The following is a 21,710-nucleotide window of genomic DNA, read 5'->3' on the forward strand; positions in this document are numbered from 1 at the left end:
CGCCCATCTGGTGATCGACGGCATCGTCGGCATCGGCGGCCGGGGCGGGCTGCGCCCCGCTGCGGCGGCCCTGGTGCGCCGGGCCGGGGCGGGCGGCGCGGCGATGGTCGCGGTGGACGTGCCCAGCGGCGTGGACGCCGACACCGGCGAGGTCACCGGTGAGGCCGTCAAGGCCGGCCTCACCGTGACCTTCGGGGCGTACAAGCCGGGCCTGCTGGTCAATCCCGGCCGCTCCCGTGCCGGGGTGCTGCGGCTGGTGGACATCGGGCTCGGCCCGCTGCTGACCGGCGTGCCGGAACTGACCGCCCCGCAGCACGCGGACATCGCGGCGCTGCTGCCCCGGCCCGGCAACGAGACCACCAAGTACCGGCGGGGCGTGGTGGGCGTGGCGGCCGGCTCGGCCCGTTACCCCGGCGCGGCGGTGCTCGCCGTGGCCGGCGCGCTGCGCGGCGGCGCGGGCGCCGTCCGCTTCTCCGGATCCGCCGCCGACGCGGTGGTGACCCGGTTCCCCGAGACCCTGGTCTCCGCCGGTCCGCCGAGCGCCGCCGGCCGGGTGCAGGCCTGGGTAGTGGGCCCCGGCGCGGGCGACGACCGGGACGCCCGGCGCATCGTGGACGACGTGCTGGACGCCGACGTCCCGGTGCTCGTGGACGCCGACGGCCTGCGGCTGCTGGACGCCCGCCGGGTCCGCGACCGCCGGGCGCCCACCCTGCTGACCCCGCACGCCGGTGAGGCCGCCGCGCTGCTGTCCACCGACCGGGAGACGGTGGAGGCACGGCGGCTGTCCTCGGTGCGCGAACTCGCGCACCGCTTCGGCGCCACCGCACTGCTCAAGGGGTCCACCACCCTCATCGCCCACCCGGAGCAGCCCTCACCCGTGCGGGTGAATCCGACGGGGACCGCCCGGCTGGCCACCGCCGGCAGCGGGGACGTGCTGTCCGGGCTGACCGGCTCGCTGATGGCCGCCGGGCTGGACACGGGGGCCGCCGCGACCGTCGGGGCCTATCTGCACGGCCTGGCCGCCCGGCTCGCCCCCGTCCCGGTCACCGCGGGTGACGTCGCCGAGGCGCTGCCCGCCGCCTGGCGCGAGGTGATCGGCTGACCGCCCGCCGCGGACGGCCGGGAGCCACATAGGACACAGCCGCCCGGCGGGCCCGCTGTCACCGGACGGCCCGTCAGGCGGGAGGCATCCGCACCGCCCGGGTGGGACACTGACGGTGATGAGCACGACAGCACCCCGCCCGCACCCGCGCGTACGCGCCGACATCGACCTCGCGGCGCTGCGCGCCAACGTCCGGGCGCTGCGCGAGCGCACCACGGGCGGTGCCGGACTGATGGCCGTGGTCAAGGCCGACGCCTACGGCCACGGCATGCTGCCGTGCGCCCGGGCCGCCCGCGCGGCCGGGGCGGCCTGGCTGGGCACCGCCACCCCCCACGAGGCCCTCGCCCTGCGTGCCGACGGCGACACAGGCCGGCTGCTGTGCTGGCTGTGGACGCCCGGCGGGCCCTGGCGGGAGGCGATCGAGGCCGGCATCGACGTCTCGGCCAGCGGCATCTGGGCCATCGACGAGATCACCGCCGCCGCGCGCGCCTGCGGCCTGACCGCCCGCGTCCACCTCAAGGCCGACACCGGGCTGGGCCGCAGCGGCTGCATGCCCGCCGACTGGCCGGGACTGCTGGCCGCGGCCCGCGCGGCACAGGCGGAGGGAACCGTCCGCGTCGTCGGGGTGTGGTCGCACTTCGCCTGCGCGGACGAGCCCGGCCACCCGTCGGTGCCTGCCCAGCTCGCCGCCTTCGAGGAGGCGCTGGAGGCCGCCGGGCGGGCCGGGATCACCCCGGAGGTGCGGCACCTGGCCAACACGCCGGCCGCCCTGACCCTCCCGCGGTCGCACTACGACCTGGTGCGGGCCGGCATCGGCGTCTACGGCCTGTCGCCGTCGCCGGAGGTGGGCCACCCCGAGGACTTCGGCCTGCGGCCCGTCATGACGCTGCGCGCCGAGCTGGCGAGCGTCAAGCGGGTGCCGGGCGGCCACGGCGTCAGCTACGGGCACCGCTACACCACCCCCGGGGAGACCGCCCTCGCGCTGGTCCCGGCCGGCTACGCCGACGGCATCCCCCGGCACGCCTCGGGCACCGGGCCGGTGCTGATCGCCGGCAAGTGGCGGACCGTCGCCGGGCGGGTCGCCATGGACCAGTTCGTCGTGGACCTCGGCGACCCGGCGCTGGCGGAGGAGATCGCGCCCGGGGACGAGGCCGTGCTCTTCGGCCCCGGCGACGCGGGCGAGCCGACCGCCGAGGACTGGGCCCGCGCCGCGGGCACCATCGGGTACGAGATCGTCACCCGGATCGGCGCCCGCGTGCCACGGGTGCACCACGGGGCCGAGGAGCGGGTGTGACCCCGGGGGAACTGCCGCCGGGGCTCCAGGACCTGTCCGGCCACCGGGGCCCCGCGGGCGCGGTGCCCGGCGCCGGCCGGGCGGCCGGCTGGGCGCGCGGCGCCGGGATCGCCGGAGTGGCGATCGGCGTGGTGGCGACCGGCATGGCGGTGGAGCGGATGACCGTCCACCGCGGTGTCCGCCGGCGTGCCCAGCTCGCCCTGGACGCCGCGGGGCCCTACGGCTCGCTGCGCGGCACGCCGGGCGTGGCGCACGCCGACGACGGCACCGAGCTGTACTACGAGACCGACGAGCCGGGCGCGTACGACCCGCCCGGCGGCGACGGCGCGGGCGGCCCGGTGGCAGGGCCGGTGGACGGCCGCCTGGCGGCCGGCACGGACCCGGGGGCCGCCGCCGGGCGCCCCACCGTGGTGTTCAGCCACGGCTACTGCCTGCACCAGGACGTGTGGCACTTCCAGCGCGCCGCACTGCGCGGCGCGGTCCGGGCCGTCTACTGGGACCACCGCAGCCACGGCCGCTCCGAGCGGGGCCGCACCCAGCGCGAGAGCGGCCGGCCGGTCTCCATCGACCAGCTCGGCCGCGACCTCAGGGCGGTGCTGGACGCCGCGGTGCCCGAGGGGCCGGTGGTGCTCGTCGGTCACTCGATGGGCGGCATGACGATGATGGCGCTGGCCGAGCGGTACCCGCGGTATGTGGCCCGGCGGGTGGCGGGAGCGGCGTTCCTTGGCACCTCGGCGGGCGGGCTCGCCGAGGTCACCTACGGCTTCCCGGCCCCCGCCGTGCGGGTGGTGCGCAAGGTGGTGCCCGGTGTGCTCCGGGCGCTCGGATCGCAGCCCGGGATTGTGGACCGCGGCAGGCGCCTGGCCGGTGAGCTGTACGCCGGGCTGATACGCCGCTACGCCTTCGGGGAGCCCCGGGACATCGACCCCGGCGTGGCCCGCTTCGCCGAACGGCTCATCGAGTCGGTGCCCCTCGACGTGGTCGCCGAGTTCTACCCGGCCTTCAGCGGCCACGAACGGCTCCGGGCGCTGGCCGCGGCCTTCGACGGGGAGGCGCCGGTGCTGCTGCTGGCCGGAGAGCGCGACGAGGTGACCCCGCCCGAACACACCGGGCGGATGGCGGCGGTGCTGCCGCGGGCCGAGACCGTGGTGCTGCCCGGCGCCGGACACCTGGCCCTGCTGGAACACCCGCGGGAGGTCAGTGACCACCTCGCGGCACTGGTGACCCGTAGCATGCGGAGACATGAGCCAGTTCCCCCTCCCCGGGGCGGCCCCGATGGCCGCCGCCCGGATCACGGTCACCGGTCCTGAGCGGATGAGCGCGCTGGGCCGCAGGCTCGCCGCGCTGCTGCGCCCGGGCGACCTGCTGCTCCTCACCGGCGAACTCGGGGCCGGCAAGACCACCTTCACCCGCGGCCTGGGCGAAGGGCTCGGGGTTCGCGGCGCCGTCACCTCGCCGACGTTCGTCATCGCCCGGGTGCACCCCCCGCTCGGCGACGGGCCCGCGCTGGTCCACGTGGACGCCTACCGGCTCGGCGGCGGCCTGGACGAGATGGCCGACCTGGACCTGGACCTGGCCCTGACGGACTCGGTGGTGGCCGTGGAGTGGGGCGAGGGCAAGGTCGAGGAGCTGTCCGACAGCCGGCTGCACGTCGTCATCGAACGCGCCCTGGGGGGCGCGCCCGCCGACGGGACCGGCGGCACGGGCGGGAGCGGAGACGTGCGCACCGTCTCCGTCACCGGCTTCGGCCCCCGCTGGGAGGGCGAGGACCTGTCCGTCCTGGCCGTGGCGGACTGACCCCGCCGGGCACCGGTCCGGTACGGCGGCACCGTGCCGGAACGCGAGGCCCGGCCGCTCAGTGCGCCCGGGACTCGACGGTGACCCCGCCCCTGCCGTCCGGCACGACCAGCGCCGCACCGGCGGCGACCGCGTCGGCGACGCCGCGCACCGCCTCGTCCAGCCGCGCCGGGCTCGGCATGCCCGGTGGAGTCCCCGCCACCGCGCGGTCCGCGAAGCCGGTGTCCAGGTGCGGCAGCCGCGCGTCGACCACCGCCACCCCGTGCCGCCGCTGCTCGGTGCGGACCGCCGTGAGCCAGGAGCTCAGCGCGGCCTTCGACGCCCCGTAGGCCGCCATGCCCGGCTGCGGCCGGTCCACCAGCACGCCGGTAACCGCGGCGATGGCCCCCGGCCGGGCCAGCAGCGGCAGCGCGCCGCGCAGCACGGCCATCGGCGCCAGCGCGTTCACGGCGAACAGATGCTCGGAGATCTCCTCCGAGACCTGGTCGGCGGGGCCGAAGGCCACCACCCCGATCGCCACGATCACCGCGTCCAGGCCGCCCAGTTGCTCCGCCGCCCACGGGGCCAGCGCCAGGCATCTGTCCAGGTCGTACGCCTCCAGGCCGCGGGCCGGGCAGTCGCCCAGGGCGCGCGAGCGCTCGGCCAGCCGGTCCGGGTCGCGGCCCGCCACCGCGACCGCCGCGCCCCGCTGGGCGCACTCCTGGGCCAGTGCGCCCCCGATCACCCCGGTGGCGCCGGCCACCAGAATCCGGGCACCGTCCATCTCCATCGTCGGACCTCCTCACCGCACCACCAGCCTGCCCCGGGCGGGCGCGGTGCCGGGCGGGGCGCGCCGCCCGGCACCGGGAACCGGCCCGTCCGGCCCCGCCGGACCACCCGGAAGCGGACCCCGGAAGCGGGGCGCGCGAAGAGGCCCGGAAATCCGGACAGGAGATGTCGGGATTCCGCGACACCATCGCCGCGCTGCCGGTGCCCGGGACGGGACCGGTGTTCCGTGACGGACACGGAAGCGACGGAATCGACGGAATCGACGGAAGGGCAGGGACAACAGGCATGAACCCAGCACTCGACGGCAAGGTCGCGCTGGTCGCGGGAGCGACGCGCGGCGCCGGGCGCGGCATCGCGGTGGAACTCGGCGCGGCGGGCGCCACCGTCTACGTGACCGGGCGCACCACCCGCGAGCGGCGATCGGAGTACAACCGCCCCGAGACCATCGAGGACACCGCCGATCTGGTGACCCGGGCGGGCGGACGGGGCATCGCCGTCCCGGCCGATCACCTCGACCCCGCACAGGTCCGGGAGGTGGTCGGCCGGATCGACGCCGAACAGGGGCGGCTGGACATCCTGGTCAACGACATCTGGGGGGCGGAACACCTCTTCGACTGGGAGGCCCCGGTGTGGGAGCACGACCTCGACAAGGGGCTGCGGCTGCTCCGGCTCGCCGTGGAGACCCACGCGATCACCAGTCACTGCGCCCTCCCGCTGCTGCTGCGCCGGCCCGGCGGTCTGGTGGTCGAGATGACCGACGGCACCGCCGAGTACAACCGGGACCGCTACCGGGTCTCGTTCTTCTACGACCTCGCCAAGGCCGCGGTGCTCCGGATGGCCTTCGCTCTCGGCCACGAACTCGGGCCGCGTGGTGCCACCGCCGTGGCGCTGACGCCCGGGTGGATGCGCTCGGAGATCATGCTGGAGACGTTCGGGGTGACCGAGGAGACCTGGCGGGACGCGGTGGAGCGTGAGCCGCACTTCGCCATCTCCGAGACCCCCTTCTACACCGGGCGGGCCGTCGTGGCGCTGGCCCGCGACCCCGAGGTGGCGCGCTGGAACGGCCACTCGCTCTCCAGCGGCGGGCTGGCCCGGGAGTACGGCTTCACCGATCTCGACGGCAGCCGCCCGGACGCCTTCCGCTACCTCGTCGAGGTCCAGGAGGCGGGCCGCCCCGCCGACACCACCGGCTACCGCTGACCGCCCCGCAGCCCGGGCCGGACGGCGCCGTCAGGGGACGACCACGACCGGGAAGCCGGCGCCGGCCAGCTCCCACATGGCCGCGCCGTCCTCCCGGGACTGCCGGATCCCGCCGGTGCGTTCCGTGGAGTCGGGGTCGGGCAGGGAGCCGTCCAGCGAGGCGCTGAAGCCGATCACCACACCGTCGACCGAGGCGAACACCACGACATGTTCCACCGGCACCCCGTCCGACCCGGTGATCTGCTCGGCGGTGGAGGTGACGGCGTACTCGCCGGGCTCGGGCAGCACCGTGCTCGGGTGCACGGGATAGGTGCGCAGGATCTCCTCGCCCAGCCCGTCCTCCGCGGCGTCCACCAGCCACACCCGCTGCTGGGTCAGGGAGTAGACGATCCGGGCGCCTTCCCCGGAGTCGGCCGGGAGCACCGGTTCCGCCCCGGGGTCCTCGCCGCCGGGCTCGTCCTTCTCGCCGAGGTCCGTCTCGTCGGCCTCCCCGGTGCCGGACGGGGACTCGGCCGGCGCGGCCGCCCGCGGGCGGTCCGGGGACGCCGCGGCCTGGTAGGCGAACCAGCCGACGACAGCCAGGGCCACGGCGGTGAGAGCGGCCACGAATGTTCCGGGGCGGGACCCCGACGTGCTGCGCGCCACGGTATCTGCTGCCGCCTTTCGAGGATGGCCCGATGACCGGACATGCCGGTGGCCGAGATGATCGTCATCCGACGCTACCAGCGTAGTGGGGACGCGGGTCCCTCTCTCCCGGCCAGGAGCACCCGGATTCCGCCCCGGAGACGGCCGGGCGGGGGATCGCCGTCCCGGAAAGGGGCCGGGGCGCCGTAGGCTTGCGGCGTGCTGTTGCTCGCTCTCGATACCGCCACACCCGCCGTCACCGTCGCGCTGTACGACGGGACGCGGGTCCGTGCCGCCGTGCACCAGGTCGACGCCCGCCGCCACGGGGAGCTGCTGCTTCCCTCCGTCGACCGGGTGCTGCGCGAGGGCGGCGCCGGGCTGGGCGACGTGACCGGGATCGTCGTGGGCACCGGCCCGGGCCCGTACACCGGTCTGCGCGTGGGCCTGGCCACCGCCGAGGCCCTGGGCGCCGCCCGTGCCATCCCGGTGCACGGGGTGTGCACCCTGGACGGCATCGCGCTGGCCGCGGGCCTGGACGAGCCGTTCGCCGTCGCCACCGACGCCCGGCGCAAGGAGGTCTACTGGGTGCGCTACGCCGATGCCCGGACCCGCACCGGGGAGCCCGCCGTGAACCGCCCCGCGGAGATCGCCGGGCAGGTCGCGGGCCTGCCCGCGGCCGGCTCCGGCGCGCGTCTGTACCCGGAGGTCTTCACCGGGGTCCGGGACGACCTCCCCGAGCACGCCTCCGCGTCCGCACTGGCGGTGCTGGCCGCCGAGCGGCTCGCGGCGGGCGAGCGGCTCCCGGCACCGCGCCCGCAGTACCTGCGCCGCCCCGACGCGCGGGTGCCGGCCGGTTACAAGGTCGTCACCCCGGCCTCGCCGCCCGACGCCCGCCAGGGAGCCGGCCCGCGGACATGACCTGCGACCCGGCCCCCGGCACGGCCCGGGACCCGCGCGCGCGGCCCCCCGGGGGCGTCAGCCTGCGCGAGATGCGGTGGTGGGACATCGAGCCGGTGCTCGCCCTGGAACGCCGGCTGTTCCCCGAGGACGCCTGGTCGGCCGGCATGTTCTGGTCGGAGCTGGCCGGTGCCCGCGGGCCGCGCCGCACCCGGCACTACACCGTCGCCGAGGGCCCGGACGGAGACCTGGCGGGCTACGCCGGGCTGGCCGCCTCCCCGGCCGGGCCCGCCGGCGCGGACGGCAGCGCGGACGTGCAGACCATCGCCGTCGCCCCCGGCCACGAGGGCACCGGGCTGGGCACCCGGCTGCTGGCCGGCCTGCTGGCCGCGGCCACCGGCTTCGGGGCGGCCGAGGTCTTCCTGGAGGTCCGCACCGACAACGAGCGGGCCCAGCGCCTCTACCGGCGCCACGGCTTCCAGCCGCTCGGCATCCGCCGCGGCTACTACCAGCCCGGCAACCACGACGCCCTGGTGATGCGCCGCGACCACACCGCGTCGCTCAGGGCCTCGGCAGCACCCGAACAGACCACCGCACCGGAGTCGCACCAGCATGGCTGAAGAACCTCTCGTCCTCGGCATCGAGACCTCCTGCGACGAGACCGGCGTCGGCGTCGTCCGCGGACACACGCTGCTCGCCGACGCCGTCGCCTCCAGCGTGGACGCGCACGCCCGCTACGGCGGCGTCGTGCCGGAGATCGCCAGCCGGGCCCACCTGGAGGCGATGATCCCCACCGTCGAGCGGGCGCTGAAGGAGGCGGGCGTCGCGGCGTCCGACCTGGACGGCGTCGCCGTCACCGCCGGTCCCGGCCTGGCGGGCGCCCTGCTGGTCGGGGTGTCGGCGGCCAAGGCCTACGCCTACGCGCTGGGGAAGCCCCTGTACGGCGTCAACCACCTCGCCTCGCACATCTGCGTCGACCAGCTGGAGCACGGGCCGCTGCCGGAACCGACCATGGCGCTGCTGGTCTCCGGCGGGCACTCCTCGCTGCTGCTCGCCCCGGACATCACCTCCGACGTGCGGCCGCTGGGCGCGACGATCGACGACGCGGCGGGCGAGGCGTTCGACAAGATCGCCCGGGTGCTGCACCTGGGCTTCCCCGGCGGACCGGTCATCGACCGGTACGCGCGCGAGGGCGACCGGGACGCCATCGCCTTCCCGCGCGGCCTGACCGGCCCGCGCGACGCGCCCTACGACTTCTCGTTCTCCGGACTCAAGACGGCGGTGGCCCGCTGGATCGAGGCCCGCCGCAACGCCGGCGAGGAGGTGCCCGTCGCCGATGTCGCCGCGTCCTTCCAGGAGGCGGTCGCCGATGTCCTCACCCGCAAGGCCGTCCGCGCCTGCCGGGACGAGGGCGTGGACCATCTGATGATCGGCGGCGGGGTCGCCGCCAACTCCCGGCTGCGCGCCCTGGCCGAGGAGCGCTGCGCCGCCGCCGGCATCACCCTCCGGGTGCCGCGCCCGAAGCTGTGCACCGACAACGGCGCGATGGTGGCGGCGCTGGGCGCCGAGATGATCGCCCGCGGGCGGCCCGCCTCGGGGTGGGACCTGCCGGCCGACTCCTCGCTCCCGGTGACCGAGCCGCACGTCCCGGCGCCCGAGCCGGTGACGGCCGCCCCGCACGGGTACGCGCACGACAGCCCGCACACCCACCCGCACGGGCACACGCACGAGCCGCGCGGGACGAACCTGTACGGAGGGAACGCATGACCGTCGCCCTGATGTGGGAGGCGCGCGCCGCCGCGGGGCGCGCCGCGGATCTGCTGGCCTGGGTCCGGGAACGGGAGATCGTCCCCGAGCCGCCGCGCCGGGAGACGTTCACCGCCCCCGGCGACCGGGTGCTCGTCATCACCTGGTGGGAGGCGGCCCCGGACGACGCCGGCCTGCCGGAGCTCCCCGAACCGCCCCCGGACCTGATCCGGCGGCCCGTCCACCGCTGGCGCTTCGCGCAGGTGGAGTCCTGACGGCGCCTCAGCCGTCGGCGCCGGTGCAGACCGAGGTGTCCAGGGCGGGGTAGGGCGCGGGCAGCGGGAGCGGACGCCCGAGCTCCACCTCGGTCCTGGTGGCGTAGTGGGCTCCGGACGGGCCGCCCTCCGGCACCGGGTCGCTGAACGCGCAGGCCACGCCCTCGGCGCGGTGAATCAGCACGTACACGGGTACTCCCGCGCCGGCGTAGCTGCGGTACTTCGGACCGGAGTCGATCTCGTGGTTCGTCGAGGTGATCTCCCCGGCGAGGGCGAGGAGTTCGATGGGGTACCAGCCCTTGTGCACCCGGCGGTACGCCTCGTCCACCTCGGTCGGTGTGCGGAGCTGGACATAGAAGTCCGGGACGACCAGCGTGCGGGTGCGCTCGTCCTTGAGGCCGATGCGATACCCGTTGCCGAACCCGGCGTGCCGGAATCCCGCGCTGCGCAACTGGAAGTACAGCTCACTGGCGCCATGGTTGTGGAGGTTGCCCGGCTGTGGGGCCACGACCACCATCCCCTCGATGAACTCCGGGCGGATCGGTGTGTCCGCTGCCTCCTCGAAGGCGATCAGCAGATCGACGGGGTCCTGGGCCATGGGCTCGGTGACGGGATCGGCGGTCATGGTCGCTGTCCTCCCTGTGGCTGGTGCCAGGCTACGCCCGGGCCGGGTGCCCCAGAAGCATCATGGGGGTGTGCGCCGCGCGGGTGAGCAGGACGGTGCAGGAGTTCACTCCATCGAGTCGGAGTTTGCGGCGCAGCTCCTCCGGTGTCATGGCGAAGCCCCGCTTCTTGATGGTCACGGTGCCCACCTGGCGCTCGCGCAGCAGGGCGCGCAGCCGCTTGAGGTTGAAGGGCAGGGCGTCGGTGATCTCGTAGGCGGTGGCGAACGGGGTGGGGAGCAGGTCGTCGGAGGCGATGTACGCGATGGACGGGTCCAGCAGCCGGCCGTTCACCCGCGCGGCGACCTCGGCGACCAGGTGCGCGCGGATCACCGCGCCGTCCGGTTCGTAGAGGTAGCGCCCGGGCGGTCCTGTCACCCCGACGGGGGCGCCGCTGCCGGTGAGGGTGTGGCCGCCGGGCAGCAGGGTCGCGCGGCGCACGCCGGGGGAGCCGGTGCCGAACCAGAGGACGGCCTCCTTCACCTCACCGCCGTCGGAGACCCATTCCGCCTCGGCGTTGCCGGGGACGGCCTCGTGCGGGATGCCGGGGCCGGTCTTCAGCGCGGCGTGCGACATCCGGCCGGCCACCTCCACGGCCCAGGACAGCGGGGGTGAGTACGCCTCCGGGTCGAAGACGCGGCCCCGGCCGCCGCGCCGGGCGGGGTCGATGAAGACCGCGTCGTGGCCGGAGATGTCGGTGTCACCGACGTCCGCGCGGCGGATGTCGATCAGGTCCGACAGGCCGGCCCGCTCGGCGTTGGCCTCGGCGACCGCGCAGGTCAGCGGGTCGCGGTCGACCGCCAGGACGGAGATGCCGGCGCGGGCCAGGGCCAGTGCGTCGCCGCCGATACCGCAGCACAGGTCCGCGATCCGGCGCACGCCCAGCGCGGCGAACCGCTGCGCGCGCCGGTCGGCCACCGGGGCGCGGGTGGCCTGCTCGACGCCGTGCGGGGTGAAGTACATCCACGCGGCGTCCGGGCCGAACTTGGCCGCGGCCCGCTGCCGGAGCCGGGCCTGGGTGAGGGCCGCGGAGACCAGGGGTGCGGGGTGGTCGCGGCGCAGCCGGGTGGCGACGGCGATCTCGCGGTCCGGGTCGTAGTCGCGCAGCGAGGCCAGGAGGTCCTGTCCGGGGCCGGTCAGCAGGGCCCGGAAGGTCTCGACGGCGGCGCCGGAGGATGCGTCGGGTGCGTCTGGGGTGTCTGGAGGGGCCACACGGGTCATTCTCCCCGCTCCGGACGGGGCGGCGCGCCCGGAGCGGGGCGGGGGGATGGCAGCATCCCGGAGCTATGGGGATTATCAGACAAGTAAGACAAAAGGATGATCGGCCTTCGATGTCCGACGAGCCCCGGCCTTCCGGCTCCTCCGGGCGGTCGAGGCTGCGGCGGCGGGCTCTCGCCGGGGGCGTGACGATACTGGCGGTGGCGTGCGCGGTGGCCGGGGCCGGCACCGGCGCCCTTCCCGGAGTCGCGGAATGGCGGCCGCTGTCCGCCCTGCGGGGCCCCGTCGGCGAGGAGGTCACGGGGCTGTCCGCACCGCCGCCGGCCCGGGCGGCGCCCGGCGCGCTCGCCGCGCACGCCGAACGGCTGGAGCGCGCCGAGCGGCGCCGGGTGACCGCCGCGCGGACCTGGGGGCTGCGGGCGGTGCCGCTCCGCCCGCCGGCCCCGCCGAAGCGGAAGCCGGCGCTGTCCACCGAGTCCGGGCATCTGAAGGGGCCGGGCCTCCCGCCGGTCATCACCCGGGTCCCCACCGGCGACAAGGTGGTCTTCCTGACCATCGACGACGGGGCCGAGAAGGACGACCGGCTGCTGGAGATGATGCGTCAGCTCGACGTGCCCTACAGCAGCTTCCTCGCCGACTACGTGGCGCGGGACGACTACGACTACTTCCGCAAGGCGCACCGCAACGGCTCCGCGGTGCACAACCACTCCGTGAACCACCGGGAGATGAACAAGCTGCCGTACCGGGAGCAGCGCCGGGAGATCTGCCGGCAGCAGGACATCCTGGAGCGGGAGATCGGCGAGCGGCCGGAGCTGTTCCGGCCTCCCTACGGCGCCTACAACACGGACACCCTGCGGGCGGCCCGGGACTGCGGGGTGCGCGTGGTGCCGCTGTGGGCCGAGGAGGCGTTCCCGGACCGGATCGAGTACGGCCGGGCGGACCGCCGGCTGCACCCGGGCGACATCGTCCTCAGCCACTTCCGGGGGAGGGGGGAGTGGGACGGCGACATGCCCGCGATGGTCCGGCGGGTGGTGGACACCGCCACCGCCCAGGGGTTCGCGATCGCCCGTCTGGAGGACTACATCTGACGTTTCCGCCCCGCGTCACCACGGGGCGGAAACGGCGACCGCGCCGGTCGCGGCCGTGGCCGCCGGAGTGGCGCGCCGCGCCGCGCCTGGCACTCCGGTTGACTGAGTGCTAACCGCGGCCTAGTCTCTGTTCTGGCACTCTCGATGAGAGAGTGCCAACCGCGACGGGCGGATCCGGCACCCGCGACGACGGGTCCACCAGGTCGCGATTCCAGACATATACAGACCCCGTGAGATCTCCGAAGGGGGAGGTCGGATCGTGACGACCGCCAGCAAGGTTGCCATCAAGCCGCTCGAGGACCGCATTGTGGTCCAGCCGCTCGACGCCGAGCAGACCACGGCTTCGGGCCTGGTCATTCCGGACACCGCCAAGGAGAAGCCCCAGGAGGGCACCGTCCTGGCTGTCGGCCCGGGCCGCTTCGAGGACGGGAACCGTCTCCCGCTCGACGTCAAGGTCGGCGACATCGTGCTCTACAGCAAGTACGGCGGCACCGAGGTGAAGTACAACGGCGAGGAGTACCTCGTTCTCTCGGCCCGCGACGTGCTCGCGATCATCGAGAAGTAATTCACCGGTTCACCGGATTTTTTACCGACCGCGCCCCGGTCTCCCGCGTACGACTGAGCCGGGGCCGGGGCGCGGCTCCATTGCGGTCGGCCTGACGGACGGCAAGGAAGTACGAGGGATACGCAACCCATGGCGAAAATTCTGAAGTTCGACGAGGACGCCCGGCGCGCCCTCGAGCGCGGCGTCAACAAGCTCGCCGACACGGTGAAGGTGACCATCGGCCCCAAGGGCCGCAACGTGGTCATCGACAAGAAGTTCGGCGCCCCCACCATCACCAACGACGGCGTCACCATCGCCCGTGAGGTCGAGGTCGAGGACCCGCACGAGAACCTCGGCGCGCAGCTGGTGAAGGAGGTGGCGACCAAGACCAACGACATCGCGGGTGACGGCACCACCACCGCCACCGTGCTGGCCCAGGCCCTGGTCCGCGAGGGTCTGCGCAACGTCGCGGCCGGCGCCTCCCCGGCCGCCCTGAAGAAGGGCATCGACGCCGCCGTCCAGGCCGTCTCCCAGGAGCTGATCGCCAACGCCCGGCCGATCGACTCCAAGGAGGACATCGCCGCCGTCGCCGCGCTGTCCGCGCAGGACAAGCAGGTCGGCGAGCTGATCGCCGAGGCCATGGACAAGGTCGGCAAGGACGGTGTCATCACCGTCGAGGAGTCGCAGACCTTCGGCCTGGAGCTCGACTTCACCGAGGGCATGGCGTTCGACAAGGGCTACCTGTCGCCCTACATGGTCACCGACCAGGAGCGGATGGAGGCCGTCCTCGACGACCCCTACATCCTCATCCACCAGGGCAAGATCTCCTCCATCGCGGACCTGCTGCCGCTGCTGGAGAAGATCATGCAGGCCGGTGGCTCCAAGCCGCTGCTGATCATCGCCGAGGACGTGGAGGGCGAGGCGCTGTCCACCCTCGTCGTCAACAAGATCCGCGGCACCTTCAACGCGGTGGCCGTCAAGGCCCCCGGCTTCGGCGACCGCCGCAAGGCCATGCTCGGTGACATCGCCACCCTCACCGGCGGCACTGTCATCTCCGAGGAGGTCGGCCTCAAGCTGGAGCAGGCCGGGCTGGACGTGCTGGGCAGCGCCCGCCGCGTCACCGTCACCAAGGACGACACCACCATCGTCGACGGTGCCGGCAAGAGCGAGGACGTCACCGGCCGGGTCGCGCAGATCAAGGCCGAGATCGAGACCACCGACTCCGACTGGGACCGCGAGAAGCTCCAGGAGCGCCTGGCGAAGCTGGCCGGAGGCGTGTGCGTCATCCGCGTCGGCGCCGCCACCGAGGTGGAGCTCAAGGAGAAGAAGCACCGCCTGGAGGACGCCATCTCCGCGACCCGCGCCGCGGTCGAGGAGGGCATCGTCTCCGGTGGCGGCTCCGCCCTGGTGCACGCCGCCAAGGTGCTGGAGGACGGCCTCGGCCGCCGGGCCGACGAGGCCACCGGCGTCGCGGTCGTGCGCCGCGCCCTGGTCGAGCCGCTGCGCTGGATCGCCGAGAACGCCGGCCTGGAGGGCTACGTCATCACCTCCAAGGTGGCCGAGCTGGACAAGGGCAAGGGCTTCAACGCCGCCACCGGTGAGTACGGCGACCTGGTGAAGGCCGGCGTCATCGACCCGGTCAAGGTCACCCGCTCCGCCCTGGAGAACGCCGCGTCCATCGCCTCCCTGCTGCTCACCACCGAGACCCTCGTGGTGGAGAAGAAGGAAGAGGAGCCGGAGGCCGCCGGCCACGGCCACGGCCACGCGCACTGACGCGAACCGGCCGCACACGCGGGCCCCGGGCCTCCGCCGGCAAGGCGGAAGGTCCGGGGCCCGCCGGCGTCCGGGCGCGGGTTACTGCTCGATGATGCCGAGCTGGACGAGCAGCCCGAAGTAGTCCCAGTTCCACCAGGATTCCGCGATCTTGTCCTCGCGGAAGCGGAAGGTGGTGTGGCCGCTGACGGTCAGTTCCCGGCCGGTGGGCTCCACCCCCAGGTACTCGCGGTTGTGCGTCGCGGTGGAGGTCCAGCGGAGAGTGACCAGATCTCCCTCGGCCAGTTCGCTCTCCACGGTGATCACCGGCTGGAGCGCCTCCAGCATCTCCGCGGCCGCCGCGATGGAGTTCTCCAGGTCGACCGGGTCGGCCGGATTCGCGGGGTCGTGCTCCCGGTAGTCGGGGGTGCACAGTTCGCGCAGCGTGTCGTAGGAGCGGTTGTTGACCCCCTCCTCGAAATACCGCCGGGCGTTCGCCGTGTTGAGCTGGTCCTCCCGCACCACGTCGAGGTCGGTGAAGCTGGGGGGCTCCTCGCAGAGCGCGACGATCTCCTGGAAGAGCTCGTCCGTCTCGGCGAGTTCGGAGTTCCGCATCGCCTCCTCGTAGGAGGGGAACTCGACGATCTCCACCACGTGGGAGGCGTCGCTCCGGTCCCGGCCGATCACGGAGTGGGTCGCGGTCCGCTTCCCGTTCGTCCGCTCCAGCCAGGTGTCCATCAGCTGGTTCATGTCATCCAGCCGGCTCGTCTTGCAGTCGATGACCTGCACAAAAGTCATGATGCTCCCTGGACTGTCTGGTTTGCTCCATTTGGGTGCTATGTCCAGGCTAGTGGCTCGATGTCAGAGTGACACGTCGGGAGCTTTCCGCGGTCCGTACTTGCGGCCGGCCCGCGAGGAGACGCCGCCCAGCGCCTGCCGGGGCACCAGCTTCACCGCGCCCATCAGGGCCTTGTACCGGGGGTCGGGGACGGACACCGTCTTTCCCCGGGCCAGGTCCCGCAGTGCCGCGTCCACCACGCGGTCGGCGTCCAGCCACATCCAGTTCGGGATGTTCCTGGTCCCCATGCCGGCCCGCTGGTGGAACTCGGTCCTGACGAACCCCGGGCACAGGGCCATCAGCCGCACCCCGCTGCCCGCCAGGTCACGCGCCGCTCCCTGGGAGAACTGCACCACCCATGCCTTGGACGCCCCGTACGTGCCGCGCGGCACGAACGCCGCGACGGAGGCCACGTTCACCACCGCCCCCCGGCCGCGCTCGCGCATCGGCGCGGCGGCCGCCGAGGTGAGCCGCAGCACCGCCTCGCAGTGCACCTTCAGCATGCGCAGCTCGTCGGCCATCGGGACGTCCAGATAATTGCCCTTGAGGCCGAAGCCCGCGTTGTTGACCAGCAGGTCGACCGGGTGCGTCCGGTCGGCCAGCCGCTCCTCCACGGCCGCGATGCCGTCGTCCGTGGCCAGGTCCGCCACCAGCACGGACGCCTCGATGCCGTGCCGGTCGTGCAGCTCGGCCGCCTGTCGCCGGAGTCGTTCGCGGTCGCGCGCGACCAGCACCAGATTGTGTCCGTCCCGGGCCAGCCGCCGGGCGAAGGCGGCGCCGATCCCCGCTGTCGCCCCCGTTGTCAGAGCAGTAGTCATGGGATGACGGTAAACCGTGCGGCCGCCGCGCCGGCATGGTGGTCACGTCCCCCGGACGTGCGCTCCGGGGCGGGTGGGCGGCCCGTCACCGGGGCGGATCGGAGGGGCGGGCGTCCACCAGGCCGCGGCGGGCCCTGCCCATGAGCTCCTCGCGTTCGTCCTCCGTCAGGCCGCCCCAGACGCCGTACGGCTCCCGTACGGCCAGCGCGTGCGCCGCGCACTCCGAGCGGACCGGGCAGCGCATGCAGACCTCTTTGGCCGAGGCCTCGCGGGCGGTGCGGGCGGCGCCGCGCTCTCCCTCGGGATGGAAGAAGAGCGAGCTGTCGACGCCCCGGCAGGCGGCGAGGAGCTGCCAGTCCCAGAGGTCGGCGTTCGGGCCCGGGAGGCGGGAGAAATCAGCCATGGTGTCCCCTCGAGTGCGGAAGCGAATGTAAATATGACTACCAGCCGAATATAGCCAGAGATGCACCGAGCGGCAGAAATAGGCCTGAATAGGGCAAAACAGATGTTTGGCGTGTTTGGTCAAGGGCAGCTATCATGTGACCGCCTGGTCACCCGGAGTGGTGATGCCATGGGAGTGGTCCAGGGGTGCCCGCGGCGGTCGGCCGAAGGTCAAGCCCGGAAGCCGTAACTCTTTCGGGTGACCGTCGTTGAGAGGGCAGAGGCGGTTGACGAGGCCACCGCTCGGGCGCATGTCCGAGGCCGTCGACCGCACAGGTGACGACTCATAACAGCCTGGAGGCTCAAGGTGATGCGCATCAGCCGCGGAGGGCGGTCATGACTTCCGTCCTCGTCTGCGATGACTCCCCGCTTGCCCGGGAGGCGCTCCGCCGCGCGGTCGCGACCGTGCCCGGCGTCGAGCGGGTGACCACGGCGGCCAACGGCGAGGAAGTCCTGCGCCGCTGGGGCGCCGACCGATCCGATCTGATTCTGATGGACGTACGGATGCCGGGGCTGGGAGGTGTGGAGACCGTCCGGAGGCTGCTGTCCGCCGACCCCGGGGCCCGCATCATCATGCTGACCGTCGCCGAGGACCTGGACGGCGTGGCGCTGGCCGTGGCCGCGGGGGCGCGGGGCTACCTCCACAAGGACGCCTCCCGTGCCGAGCTGCGGGCGACTGTGACGCAGGCGCTGGCGGATCCGACCTGGCGGCTGGCCCCGCGCCGGCTGCGCTCGTCCGACATGGGCGCGGCTCCCACCCTCACGGCCCGGGAGATCCAGGTGCTGGAAGGCATGAGCCACGGCCGGTCCAACGCGGAGATCGGGCGCGAGCTCTTCCTCTCCGAGGACACCGTCAAGACGCACGCCCGCCGGCTGTTCAAGAAGCTCGGTGCCTCGGACCGCGCGCACGCGGTCGCGCTGGGGTTCCGCTGGGGCCTGGTCCGCTGAGGTGACGGACAGGCCGCGCCGGAGCAGCGCGGCACGGCCTGTCTGCGACGCCCGGCGCAAGGGTGCGGCCGGTAATCTCGCGGGTGACGCATCCTTGAAGCATGATGCTCTCAGGGGACGAGCCTGCCTGGCGCGAGGGGAGAGCTTCGGACATGACGACCGGCGCCCCCGCGCATGCCGCTGCCCGAGGCCCGTGTCCGCCGGCCGCGGCTGCCCGGGCACCGGCGGATAACACTTCGGTGCACAAGTCGGGCCCGGCCGGGCCCGACCGCCCGGCGCAGGTGCACCATGGACGGATGCGCGAAGACGAGGCGACGGGGATCAGCGCCCTCGTTCACCGCGCCGCGGAGGGGGACCGCGAGGCCACCCACGACCTCCTGGCGCTGGTCCACCCGCTGGCGATCCGCTACTGCCGCACCCGGCTCACCCGGCTGCCCGGCGACGCCCGGCACTTCGTGGACGACCTGGCGCAGGAGGTGTGCCTGGCCGTGCTCTGCGCGCTGCCCCGCTACCGGGACACCGGCAAGCCGTTCGAGGCGTTCGTCGTGGCCATCGCGCAGCGGAAGGTGGCCGACCTGCAGCGGGCCGCCATGCGCCACCCCGGCAGCACGGCGGTGCCCTCCGACGAGATGCCCGAGCAGCCGGACGACTCCCTGGGGCCCGAGGAGCGCGCGCTGCTCAGCAGCGACGCCGAGTGGGCCAAGAAGCTGCTGGCCAGTCTTCCCGAGCATCTGCGCGAGCTGGTGCTGCTCCGGGTGGCCGTCGGCCTGACGGCGGAGGAGACCGGCCAGAAGCTCGGCATGTCCCCGGGGGCCGTACGGGTGGCCCAGCACCGCGCGCTGAGCAGGCTGCGGGCGCTCGCCGGGGACTGAGCGCTCTCTCACGTCCCGCGCCACCCCGCGGCGGCGCGGCGAATCTCCGGCAGGCCGTAGCATGGACCTCCGGGCCGGGCAAGAGTGCAGGGAAGGTGTCATGACTGATTACGTCGATGGAGTGCCGGAGAAGTTCGCGACGCTCGGGCTGACCTACGACGATGTGCTGCTCCTGCCCGGTGCCGCGGATATGACCCCGCAGGACATCGACACCGCCTCGTACGTCTCGCGGAACGTCCGGGTGAACGTCCCGCTGCTGTCCGCGGCGATGGACAAGGTGACCGAGGCCCGGATGGCCATCGCGATGGCCCGCCAGGGCGGGGCCGGGGTGCTGCACCGCAACCTGTCCATCGAGGAGCAGGCCGCCCAGGTCGACCGGGTCAAGCGCTCGGAGTCCGGGATGGTCAGCGACCCGATCACCATCCGGCCGGACGCCACGCTGCGGGACGCCGACGAGCTGTGCGGCCGTTTCCGGATCAGCGGCGTCCCGGTCACCGATGCCGCCGGGAAGCTGCTGGGCATCGTCACCAACCGCGACATGGCCTTCGAGCTGGACCGCAGCCGTCAGGTCCGCGAGGTCATGACCCCGATGCCGCTGGTCACCGGCGAGGTGGGGATCTCCGGCCACGACGCCATGGAGCTGCTGCGCCGGCACAAGATCGAGAAGCTGCCGCTGGTGGACTCCTCCGGGGTGCTCAAGGGCCTGATCACCGTCAAGGACTTCGTCAAGGCGGAGAAGTACCCGCGGGCGGCCAAGGACGCCGAGGGCCGGCTGATCGTCGGCGCGGCGGTCGGCGTGGCCGGGGACTCCTACGAGCGGGCCGAGGCGCTCATCGAGGCCGGGGTGGACTTCGTCGTCGTGGACACCGCGCACGGCCACTCCAAGCTGGTCCCGCAGATGGCCGCCAAGATCAAGTCGAACTACGCCGTGGACGTGGTGGCGGGCAACGTCGCCACCCGGGACGGCGCGCAGGCCCTGGTGGACGCCGGCGTGGACGGCATCAAGGTCGGCGTCGGGCCGGGGTCGATCTGCACCACCCGGGTGGTGGCCGGGATCGGCGTGCCGCAGGTCACCGCGATCCACGAGGCCGCGCAGGCCGCGCGGGCGGCCGGCGTCCCGGTGATCGGCGACGGCGGCCTGCAGTACAGCGGCGACATCGCCAAGGCGCTGGTGGCCGGCGCCGACACGGTGATGCTGGGCAGCCTGCTGGCGGGCTGCGAGGAGTCCCCGGGCGAGCTGCTGTTCATCAACGGCAAGCAGTTCAAGTCCTACCGCGGCATGGGCTCGCTCGGCGCCATGCAGAGCCGCGGAGAGACCCGCTCGTTCTCCAAGGACCGGTACTTCCAGGAGGAGGTCGGCGACGACGAGAAGCTGATCCCCGAGGGCGTCGAGGGGCAGGTGCCCTACCGCGGCCCGCTGGCCTCGGTGGTGCACCAGCTGGTCGGCGGCCTGCACCAGTCGATGTACTACCTGGGCGGCCGGACCATCCCCGAGATCAAGGAGCGGGGCCGGTTCGTGCGCATCACCGCCGCCGGGCTCAAGGAGAGCCACCCGCACGACATCCAGATGACGACCGAGGCGCCGAACTACTCCCGGCGCTGAACGGCCCGCGGCCCGCCGGGTGTCCCACGGGTGCCCGGCGGTGCCCGCGCTGAGAAGATGTGCACCGGCTCCCGCAGCGACACCGGAAGGTTCTACACGTGACTGAGATCGAGATCGGGCGCGGCAAGCGCGGACGGCAGGCCTACGCCTTCGACGACATCGCCGTGGTGCCCAGCCGGCGCACCCGCGATCCGAAGGAGGTCTCGATCGCCTGGCAGATCGACGCCTACCGCTTCGAGCTGCCCTTCCTCGCCGCTCCGATGGACTCGGTGGTCTCCCCGCGGACCGCGATCCGCATCGGCGAGCTGGGCGGCCTCGGCGTGCTGAACCTCGAAGGGCTGTGGACCCGGTACGAGGACCCCGAGCCGCTGCTGGCCGAGATCGCGGAGCTGGACGACGCCCGGGCCACCCGGCGGCTCCAGGAGATCTACGCCGCGCCGATCCAGGAGGAGCTGATCGGCCGGCGGATCAAGGAGGTGCGGGAGGCCGGGGTGGTCACCGCCGCCGCGCTGTCCCCGCAGCGGACCGCGGAGTTCTCCAAGGCGGTGGTGGACGCGGGGGTGGACATCTTCGTCATCCGCGGCACCACGGTCTCCGCCGAGCACGTTTCCGGCGCGGCCGAGCCGCTGAACCTCAAGCAGTTCATCTACGAGCTGGACGTGCCGGTGATCGTGGGCGGCTGCGCCACCTACACCGCCGCGCTGCACCTGATGCGCACCGGAGCCGCCGGGGTCCTGGTCGGTTTCGGCGGCGGTGCCGCGCACACCACCCGTAATGTCCTGGGCATCCAGGTGCCGATGGCCACCGCCGTCGCCGACGTGGCGGCCGCCCGGCGGGACTACCTGGACGAGTCCGGCGGCCGCTACGTGCACGTCATCGCGGACGGTGGTGTGGGCTGGTCGGGGGACCTGCCCAAGGCGGTCGCCTGCGGTGCCGACGCGGTGATGATGGGCTCGCCGCTGGCCCGGGCCACGGATGCCCCCGGCCGCGGTCACCACTGGGGCATGGAGGCGGTCCACCTCGACGTGCCGCGCGGCAAGCGGATGAACCTGGGCACCGTGGGCACCACCGAGGAGATCCTGCTGGGTCCCTCGCACAGCCCGGAGGGCTCGATGAACTTCTTCGGCGCGCTGCGCCGCGCGATGGCGACGACGGGCTACTCGGAGCTGAAGGAGTTCCAGCGCGTCCAGGTCATGGTGGCGCGCTCCCGCTGACGGGGCTCC

At 73.9% G+C, this 21,710-nt stretch carries 23 protein-coding genes; 16 read left to right on the plus strand and 7 right to left on the minus strand.

Annotated features, from left to right (window positions below):
* From ABD299_RS15620 to tsaE, 4 genes are all read left to right on the plus strand, one after another.
* A partial coding sequence (locus ABD299_RS15620; protein WP_344262743.1) for an NAD(P)H-hydrate dehydratase occupies nucleotides 1-1,102 on the plus strand: 1,102 nt, incomplete at its 5' end.
* Nucleotides 1,103-1,220: 118 nt separating this feature from the next.
* Nucleotides 1,221-2,396 (plus strand): alanine racemase, encoded by a 1,176-nt coding sequence (gene alr / locus ABD299_RS15625; protein ID WP_344262745.1) that lies wholly within the window; start codon nucleotides 1,221-1,223, stop codon nucleotides 2,394-2,396.
* 32 nt (nucleotides 2,397-2,428) lie between these two features.
* The gene (locus tag ABD299_RS15630) at nucleotides 2,429-3,706 is read left to right on the plus strand and encodes an alpha/beta fold hydrolase (protein WP_344262880.1); all 1,278 of its coding nucleotides are present in this window, start codon (nucleotides 2,429-2,431) and stop codon (nucleotides 3,704-3,706) included.
* Nucleotides 3,639-4,193 carry a tRNA (adenosine(37)-N6)-threonylcarbamoyltransferase complex ATPase subunit type 1 TsaE gene (gene tsaE, locus ABD299_RS15635; protein ID WP_344262747.1) on the plus strand — a complete coding sequence of 185 codons (555 nt, stop codon included), beginning with the start codon at nucleotides 3,639-3,641 and terminating at the stop codon, nucleotides 4,191-4,193. The genes ABD299_RS15630 and tsaE overlap by 68 nt, the downstream gene beginning before the upstream one ends.
* 58 nt (nucleotides 4,194-4,251) lie before the next feature.
* On the opposite strand, the gene ABD299_RS15640 is transcribed toward tsaE, so the two are convergent.
* Complete coding sequence (locus ABD299_RS15640) at nucleotides 4,252-4,962, minus strand: SDR family NAD(P)-dependent oxidoreductase (protein WP_344262749.1); 711 nt, start codon at nucleotides 4,960-4,962, stop codon at nucleotides 4,252-4,254.
* A gap of 284 nt (nucleotides 4,963-5,246) precedes the next feature.
* Between ABD299_RS15640 and ABD299_RS15645 the strand changes: the two genes are divergently transcribed.
* Nucleotides 5,247-6,161 carry an SDR family oxidoreductase gene (locus tag ABD299_RS15645; RefSeq protein WP_344262750.1) on the plus strand — a complete coding sequence of 305 codons (915 nt, stop codon included), beginning with the start codon at nucleotides 5,247-5,249 and terminating at the stop codon, nucleotides 6,159-6,161.
* Nucleotides 6,162-6,191: 30 nt separating this feature from the next.
* Here the strand turns inward: ABD299_RS15645 and ABD299_RS15650 are convergent, their stop codons facing one another.
* Nucleotides 6,192-6,806 carry a hypothetical protein gene (locus ABD299_RS15650; protein WP_344262751.1) on the minus strand — a complete coding sequence of 205 codons (615 nt, stop codon included), beginning with the start codon at nucleotides 6,804-6,806 and terminating at the stop codon, nucleotides 6,192-6,194.
* 198 nt (nucleotides 6,807-7,004) lie between these two features.
* Between ABD299_RS15650 and tsaB the strand changes: the two genes are divergently transcribed.
* The 4 genes from tsaB to ABD299_RS15670 are packed head-to-tail and all read left to right on the plus strand — an operon-like array spanning nucleotide 7,005 to nucleotide 9,703.
* Nucleotides 7,005-7,703 carry a tRNA (adenosine(37)-N6)-threonylcarbamoyltransferase complex dimerization subunit type 1 TsaB gene (tsaB, locus tag ABD299_RS15655; protein WP_344262752.1) on the plus strand — a complete coding sequence of 233 codons (699 nt, stop codon included), beginning with the start codon at nucleotides 7,005-7,007 and terminating at the stop codon, nucleotides 7,701-7,703.
* Nucleotides 7,700-8,302 (plus strand): ribosomal protein S18-alanine N-acetyltransferase, encoded by a 603-nt coding sequence (gene rimI, locus ABD299_RS15660; RefSeq protein ID WP_344262754.1) that lies wholly within the window; start codon nucleotides 7,700-7,702, stop codon nucleotides 8,300-8,302. Before tsaB ends, rimI begins: the two co-directional genes overlap by 4 nt.
* Nucleotides 8,295-9,449, plus strand: a complete 1,155-nt coding sequence (tsaD, locus tag ABD299_RS15665) for a tRNA (adenosine(37)-N6)-threonylcarbamoyltransferase complex transferase subunit TsaD (protein WP_344262756.1) — start codon at nucleotides 8,295-8,297, stop codon at nucleotides 9,447-9,449. The genes rimI and tsaD overlap by 8 nt, the downstream gene beginning before the upstream one ends.
* Nucleotides 9,446-9,703 (plus strand): hypothetical protein, encoded by a 258-nt coding sequence (locus tag ABD299_RS15670; protein WP_344262758.1) that lies wholly within the window; start codon nucleotides 9,446-9,448, stop codon nucleotides 9,701-9,703. The genes tsaD and ABD299_RS15670 overlap by 4 nt, the downstream gene beginning before the upstream one ends.
* 7 nt (nucleotides 9,704-9,710) lie before the next feature.
* On the opposite strand, the gene ABD299_RS15675 is transcribed toward ABD299_RS15670, so the two are convergent.
* Both ABD299_RS15675 and ABD299_RS15680 read right to left on the minus strand, forming a co-directional pair.
* Nucleotides 9,711-10,328, minus strand: a complete 618-nt coding sequence (locus ABD299_RS15675) for a Uma2 family endonuclease (RefSeq protein WP_344262760.1) — start codon at nucleotides 10,326-10,328, stop codon at nucleotides 9,711-9,713.
* A gap of 31 nt (nucleotides 10,329-10,359) precedes the next feature.
* On the minus strand, nucleotides 10,360-11,586 hold the full coding sequence (locus tag ABD299_RS15680) for a THUMP-like domain-containing protein (protein WP_425581347.1): 1,227 nt from the start codon (nucleotides 11,584-11,586) through the stop codon (nucleotides 10,360-10,362).
* A 110-nt stretch (nucleotides 11,587-11,696) separates the two neighbouring features.
* Here ABD299_RS15680 and ABD299_RS15685 point away from each other — a divergent pair, with 110 nt between their 5' ends.
* The 3 genes from ABD299_RS15685 (at nucleotide 11,697) to groL (ending at nucleotide 14,988) form a co-directional block, all read left to right on the plus strand.
* Nucleotides 11,697-12,671 (plus strand): polysaccharide deacetylase family protein, encoded by a 975-nt coding sequence (locus tag ABD299_RS15685; RefSeq protein WP_344262762.1) that lies wholly within the window; start codon nucleotides 11,697-11,699, stop codon nucleotides 12,669-12,671.
* Nucleotides 12,672-12,927: 256 nt separating this feature from the next.
* Nucleotides 12,928-13,236 (plus strand): co-chaperone GroES, encoded by a 309-nt coding sequence (gene groES / locus ABD299_RS15690; RefSeq protein WP_344262884.1) that lies wholly within the window; start codon nucleotides 12,928-12,930, stop codon nucleotides 13,234-13,236.
* Between the two features lie 129 nt (nucleotides 13,237-13,365).
* Nucleotides 13,366-14,988 (plus strand): chaperonin GroEL, encoded by a 1,623-nt coding sequence (gene groL, locus ABD299_RS15695; RefSeq protein ID WP_344262764.1) that lies wholly within the window; start codon nucleotides 13,366-13,368, stop codon nucleotides 14,986-14,988.
* An 81-nt stretch (nucleotides 14,989-15,069) separates the two neighbouring features.
* On the opposite strand, the gene ABD299_RS15700 is transcribed toward groL, so the two are convergent.
* The 3 genes from ABD299_RS15700 to ABD299_RS15710 all read right to left on the minus strand — a co-directional run bounded on the left by ABD299_RS15700 (nucleotide 15,070) and on the right by ABD299_RS15710 (nucleotide 17,026).
* Nucleotides 15,070-15,765, minus strand: a complete 696-nt coding sequence (locus ABD299_RS15700) for an ester cyclase (protein WP_344262766.1) — start codon at nucleotides 15,763-15,765, stop codon at nucleotides 15,070-15,072.
* Between the two features lie 63 nt (nucleotides 15,766-15,828).
* Nucleotides 15,829-16,623: an SDR family NAD(P)-dependent oxidoreductase gene (locus tag ABD299_RS15705; RefSeq protein ID WP_344262768.1), complete on the minus strand. Its 795-nt coding sequence runs from the start codon at nucleotides 16,621-16,623 to the stop codon at nucleotides 15,829-15,831.
* Nucleotides 16,624-16,708: 85 nt separating this feature from the next.
* Nucleotides 16,709-17,026 (minus strand): WhiB family transcriptional regulator, encoded by a 318-nt coding sequence (locus tag ABD299_RS15710; protein ID WP_344262770.1) that lies wholly within the window; start codon nucleotides 17,024-17,026, stop codon nucleotides 16,709-16,711.
* 374 nt (nucleotides 17,027-17,400) lie between these two features.
* On the opposite strand from ABD299_RS15710, the gene ABD299_RS15715 reads away from it, so the two are divergent.
* The 4 genes from ABD299_RS15715 to ABD299_RS15730 all read left to right on the plus strand — a co-directional run bounded on the left by ABD299_RS15715 (nucleotide 17,401) and on the right by ABD299_RS15730 (nucleotide 21,701).
* A complete protein-coding gene (locus ABD299_RS15715) occupies nucleotides 17,401-18,012 on the plus strand; it encodes a response regulator transcription factor (RefSeq protein WP_019431595.1) in 612 nt (203 codons plus the stop codon).
* A gap of 296 nt (nucleotides 18,013-18,308) precedes the next feature.
* Entirely contained in the window at nucleotides 18,309-18,884 is a 576-nt protein-coding gene (gene shbA, locus ABD299_RS15720; protein ID WP_344262779.1) for an RNA polymerase sigma factor ShbA, read from the plus strand.
* 100 nt (nucleotides 18,885-18,984) lie between these two features.
* Entirely contained in the window at nucleotides 18,985-20,487 is a 1,503-nt protein-coding gene (gene guaB, locus ABD299_RS15725; RefSeq protein ID WP_344262781.1) for an IMP dehydrogenase, read from the plus strand.
* Between the two features lie 98 nt (nucleotides 20,488-20,585).
* Entirely contained in the window at nucleotides 20,586-21,701 is a 1,116-nt protein-coding gene (locus tag ABD299_RS15730; RefSeq protein WP_344262783.1) for a GuaB3 family IMP dehydrogenase-related protein, read from the plus strand.
* The last annotated feature ends 9 nt before the right edge of the window (nucleotides 21,702-21,710 follow it).

This window comes from Streptomyces sodiiphilus, assembly GCF_039529215.1.
GTDB classification, from domain to species: domain Bacteria; phylum Actinomycetota; class Actinomycetes; order Streptomycetales; family Streptomycetaceae; genus Streptomyces; species Streptomyces sodiiphilus.

Bases quoted from the DNA above. Each gene is read 5' to 3' on its own strand.
- ABD299_RS15675 (WP_344262760.1), bottom strand. From the start codon at position 10,328: ATGACCGCCGATCCCGTCACCGAGCCCATGGCCCAGGACCCCGTCGAT.
- rimI (WP_344262754.1), top strand. From the start codon at position 7,700: ATGACCTGCGACCCGGCCCCCGGCACGGCCCGGGACCCGCGCGCGCGG.
- shbA (WP_344262779.1), top strand. From the start codon at position 18,309: ATGCGCGAAGACGAGGCGACGGGGATCAGCGCCCTCGTTCACCGCGCC.
- guaB (WP_344262781.1), top strand. From the start codon at position 18,985: ATGACTGATTACGTCGATGGAGTGCCGGAGAAGTTCGCGACGCTCGGG.
- alr (WP_344262745.1), top strand. From the start codon at position 1,221: ATGAGCACGACAGCACCCCGCCCGCACCCGCGCGTACGCGCCGACATC.
- ABD299_RS15710 (WP_344262770.1), bottom strand. From the start codon at position 17,026: ATGGCTGATTTCTCCCGCCTCCCGGGCCCGAACGCCGACCTCTGGGAC.
- ABD299_RS15715 (WP_019431595.1), top strand. From the start codon at position 17,401: ATGACTTCCGTCCTCGTCTGCGATGACTCCCCGCTTGCCCGGGAGGCG.
- ABD299_RS15670 (WP_344262758.1), top strand. From the start codon at position 9,446: ATGACCGTCGCCCTGATGTGGGAGGCGCGCGCCGCCGCGGGGCGCGCC.
- tsaE (WP_344262747.1), top strand. From the start codon at position 3,639: ATGAGCCAGTTCCCCCTCCCCGGGGCGGCCCCGATGGCCGCCGCCCGG.
- ABD299_RS15640 (WP_344262749.1), bottom strand. From the start codon at position 4,962: ATGGAGATGGACGGTGCCCGGATTCTGGTGGCCGGCGCCACCGGGGTG.
- ABD299_RS15680 (WP_425581347.1), bottom strand. From the start codon at position 11,586: ATGACCCGTGTGGCCCCTCCAGACACCCCAGACGCACCCGACGCATCC.
- ABD299_RS15645 (WP_344262750.1), top strand. From the start codon at position 5,247: ATGAACCCAGCACTCGACGGCAAGGTCGCGCTGGTCGCGGGAGCGACG.
- groL (WP_344262764.1), top strand. From the start codon at position 13,366: ATGGCGAAAATTCTGAAGTTCGACGAGGACGCCCGGCGCGCCCTCGAG.
- ABD299_RS15685 (WP_344262762.1), top strand. From the start codon at position 11,697: ATGTCCGACGAGCCCCGGCCTTCCGGCTCCTCCGGGCGGTCGAGGCTG.
- ABD299_RS15705 (WP_344262768.1), bottom strand. From the start codon at position 16,623: ATGACTACTGCTCTGACAACGGGGGCGACAGCGGGGATCGGCGCCGCC.
- tsaD (WP_344262756.1), top strand. From the start codon at position 8,295: ATGGCTGAAGAACCTCTCGTCCTCGGCATCGAGACCTCCTGCGACGAG.
- ABD299_RS15700 (WP_344262766.1), bottom strand. From the start codon at position 15,765: ATGACTTTTGTGCAGGTCATCGACTGCAAGACGAGCCGGCTGGATGAC.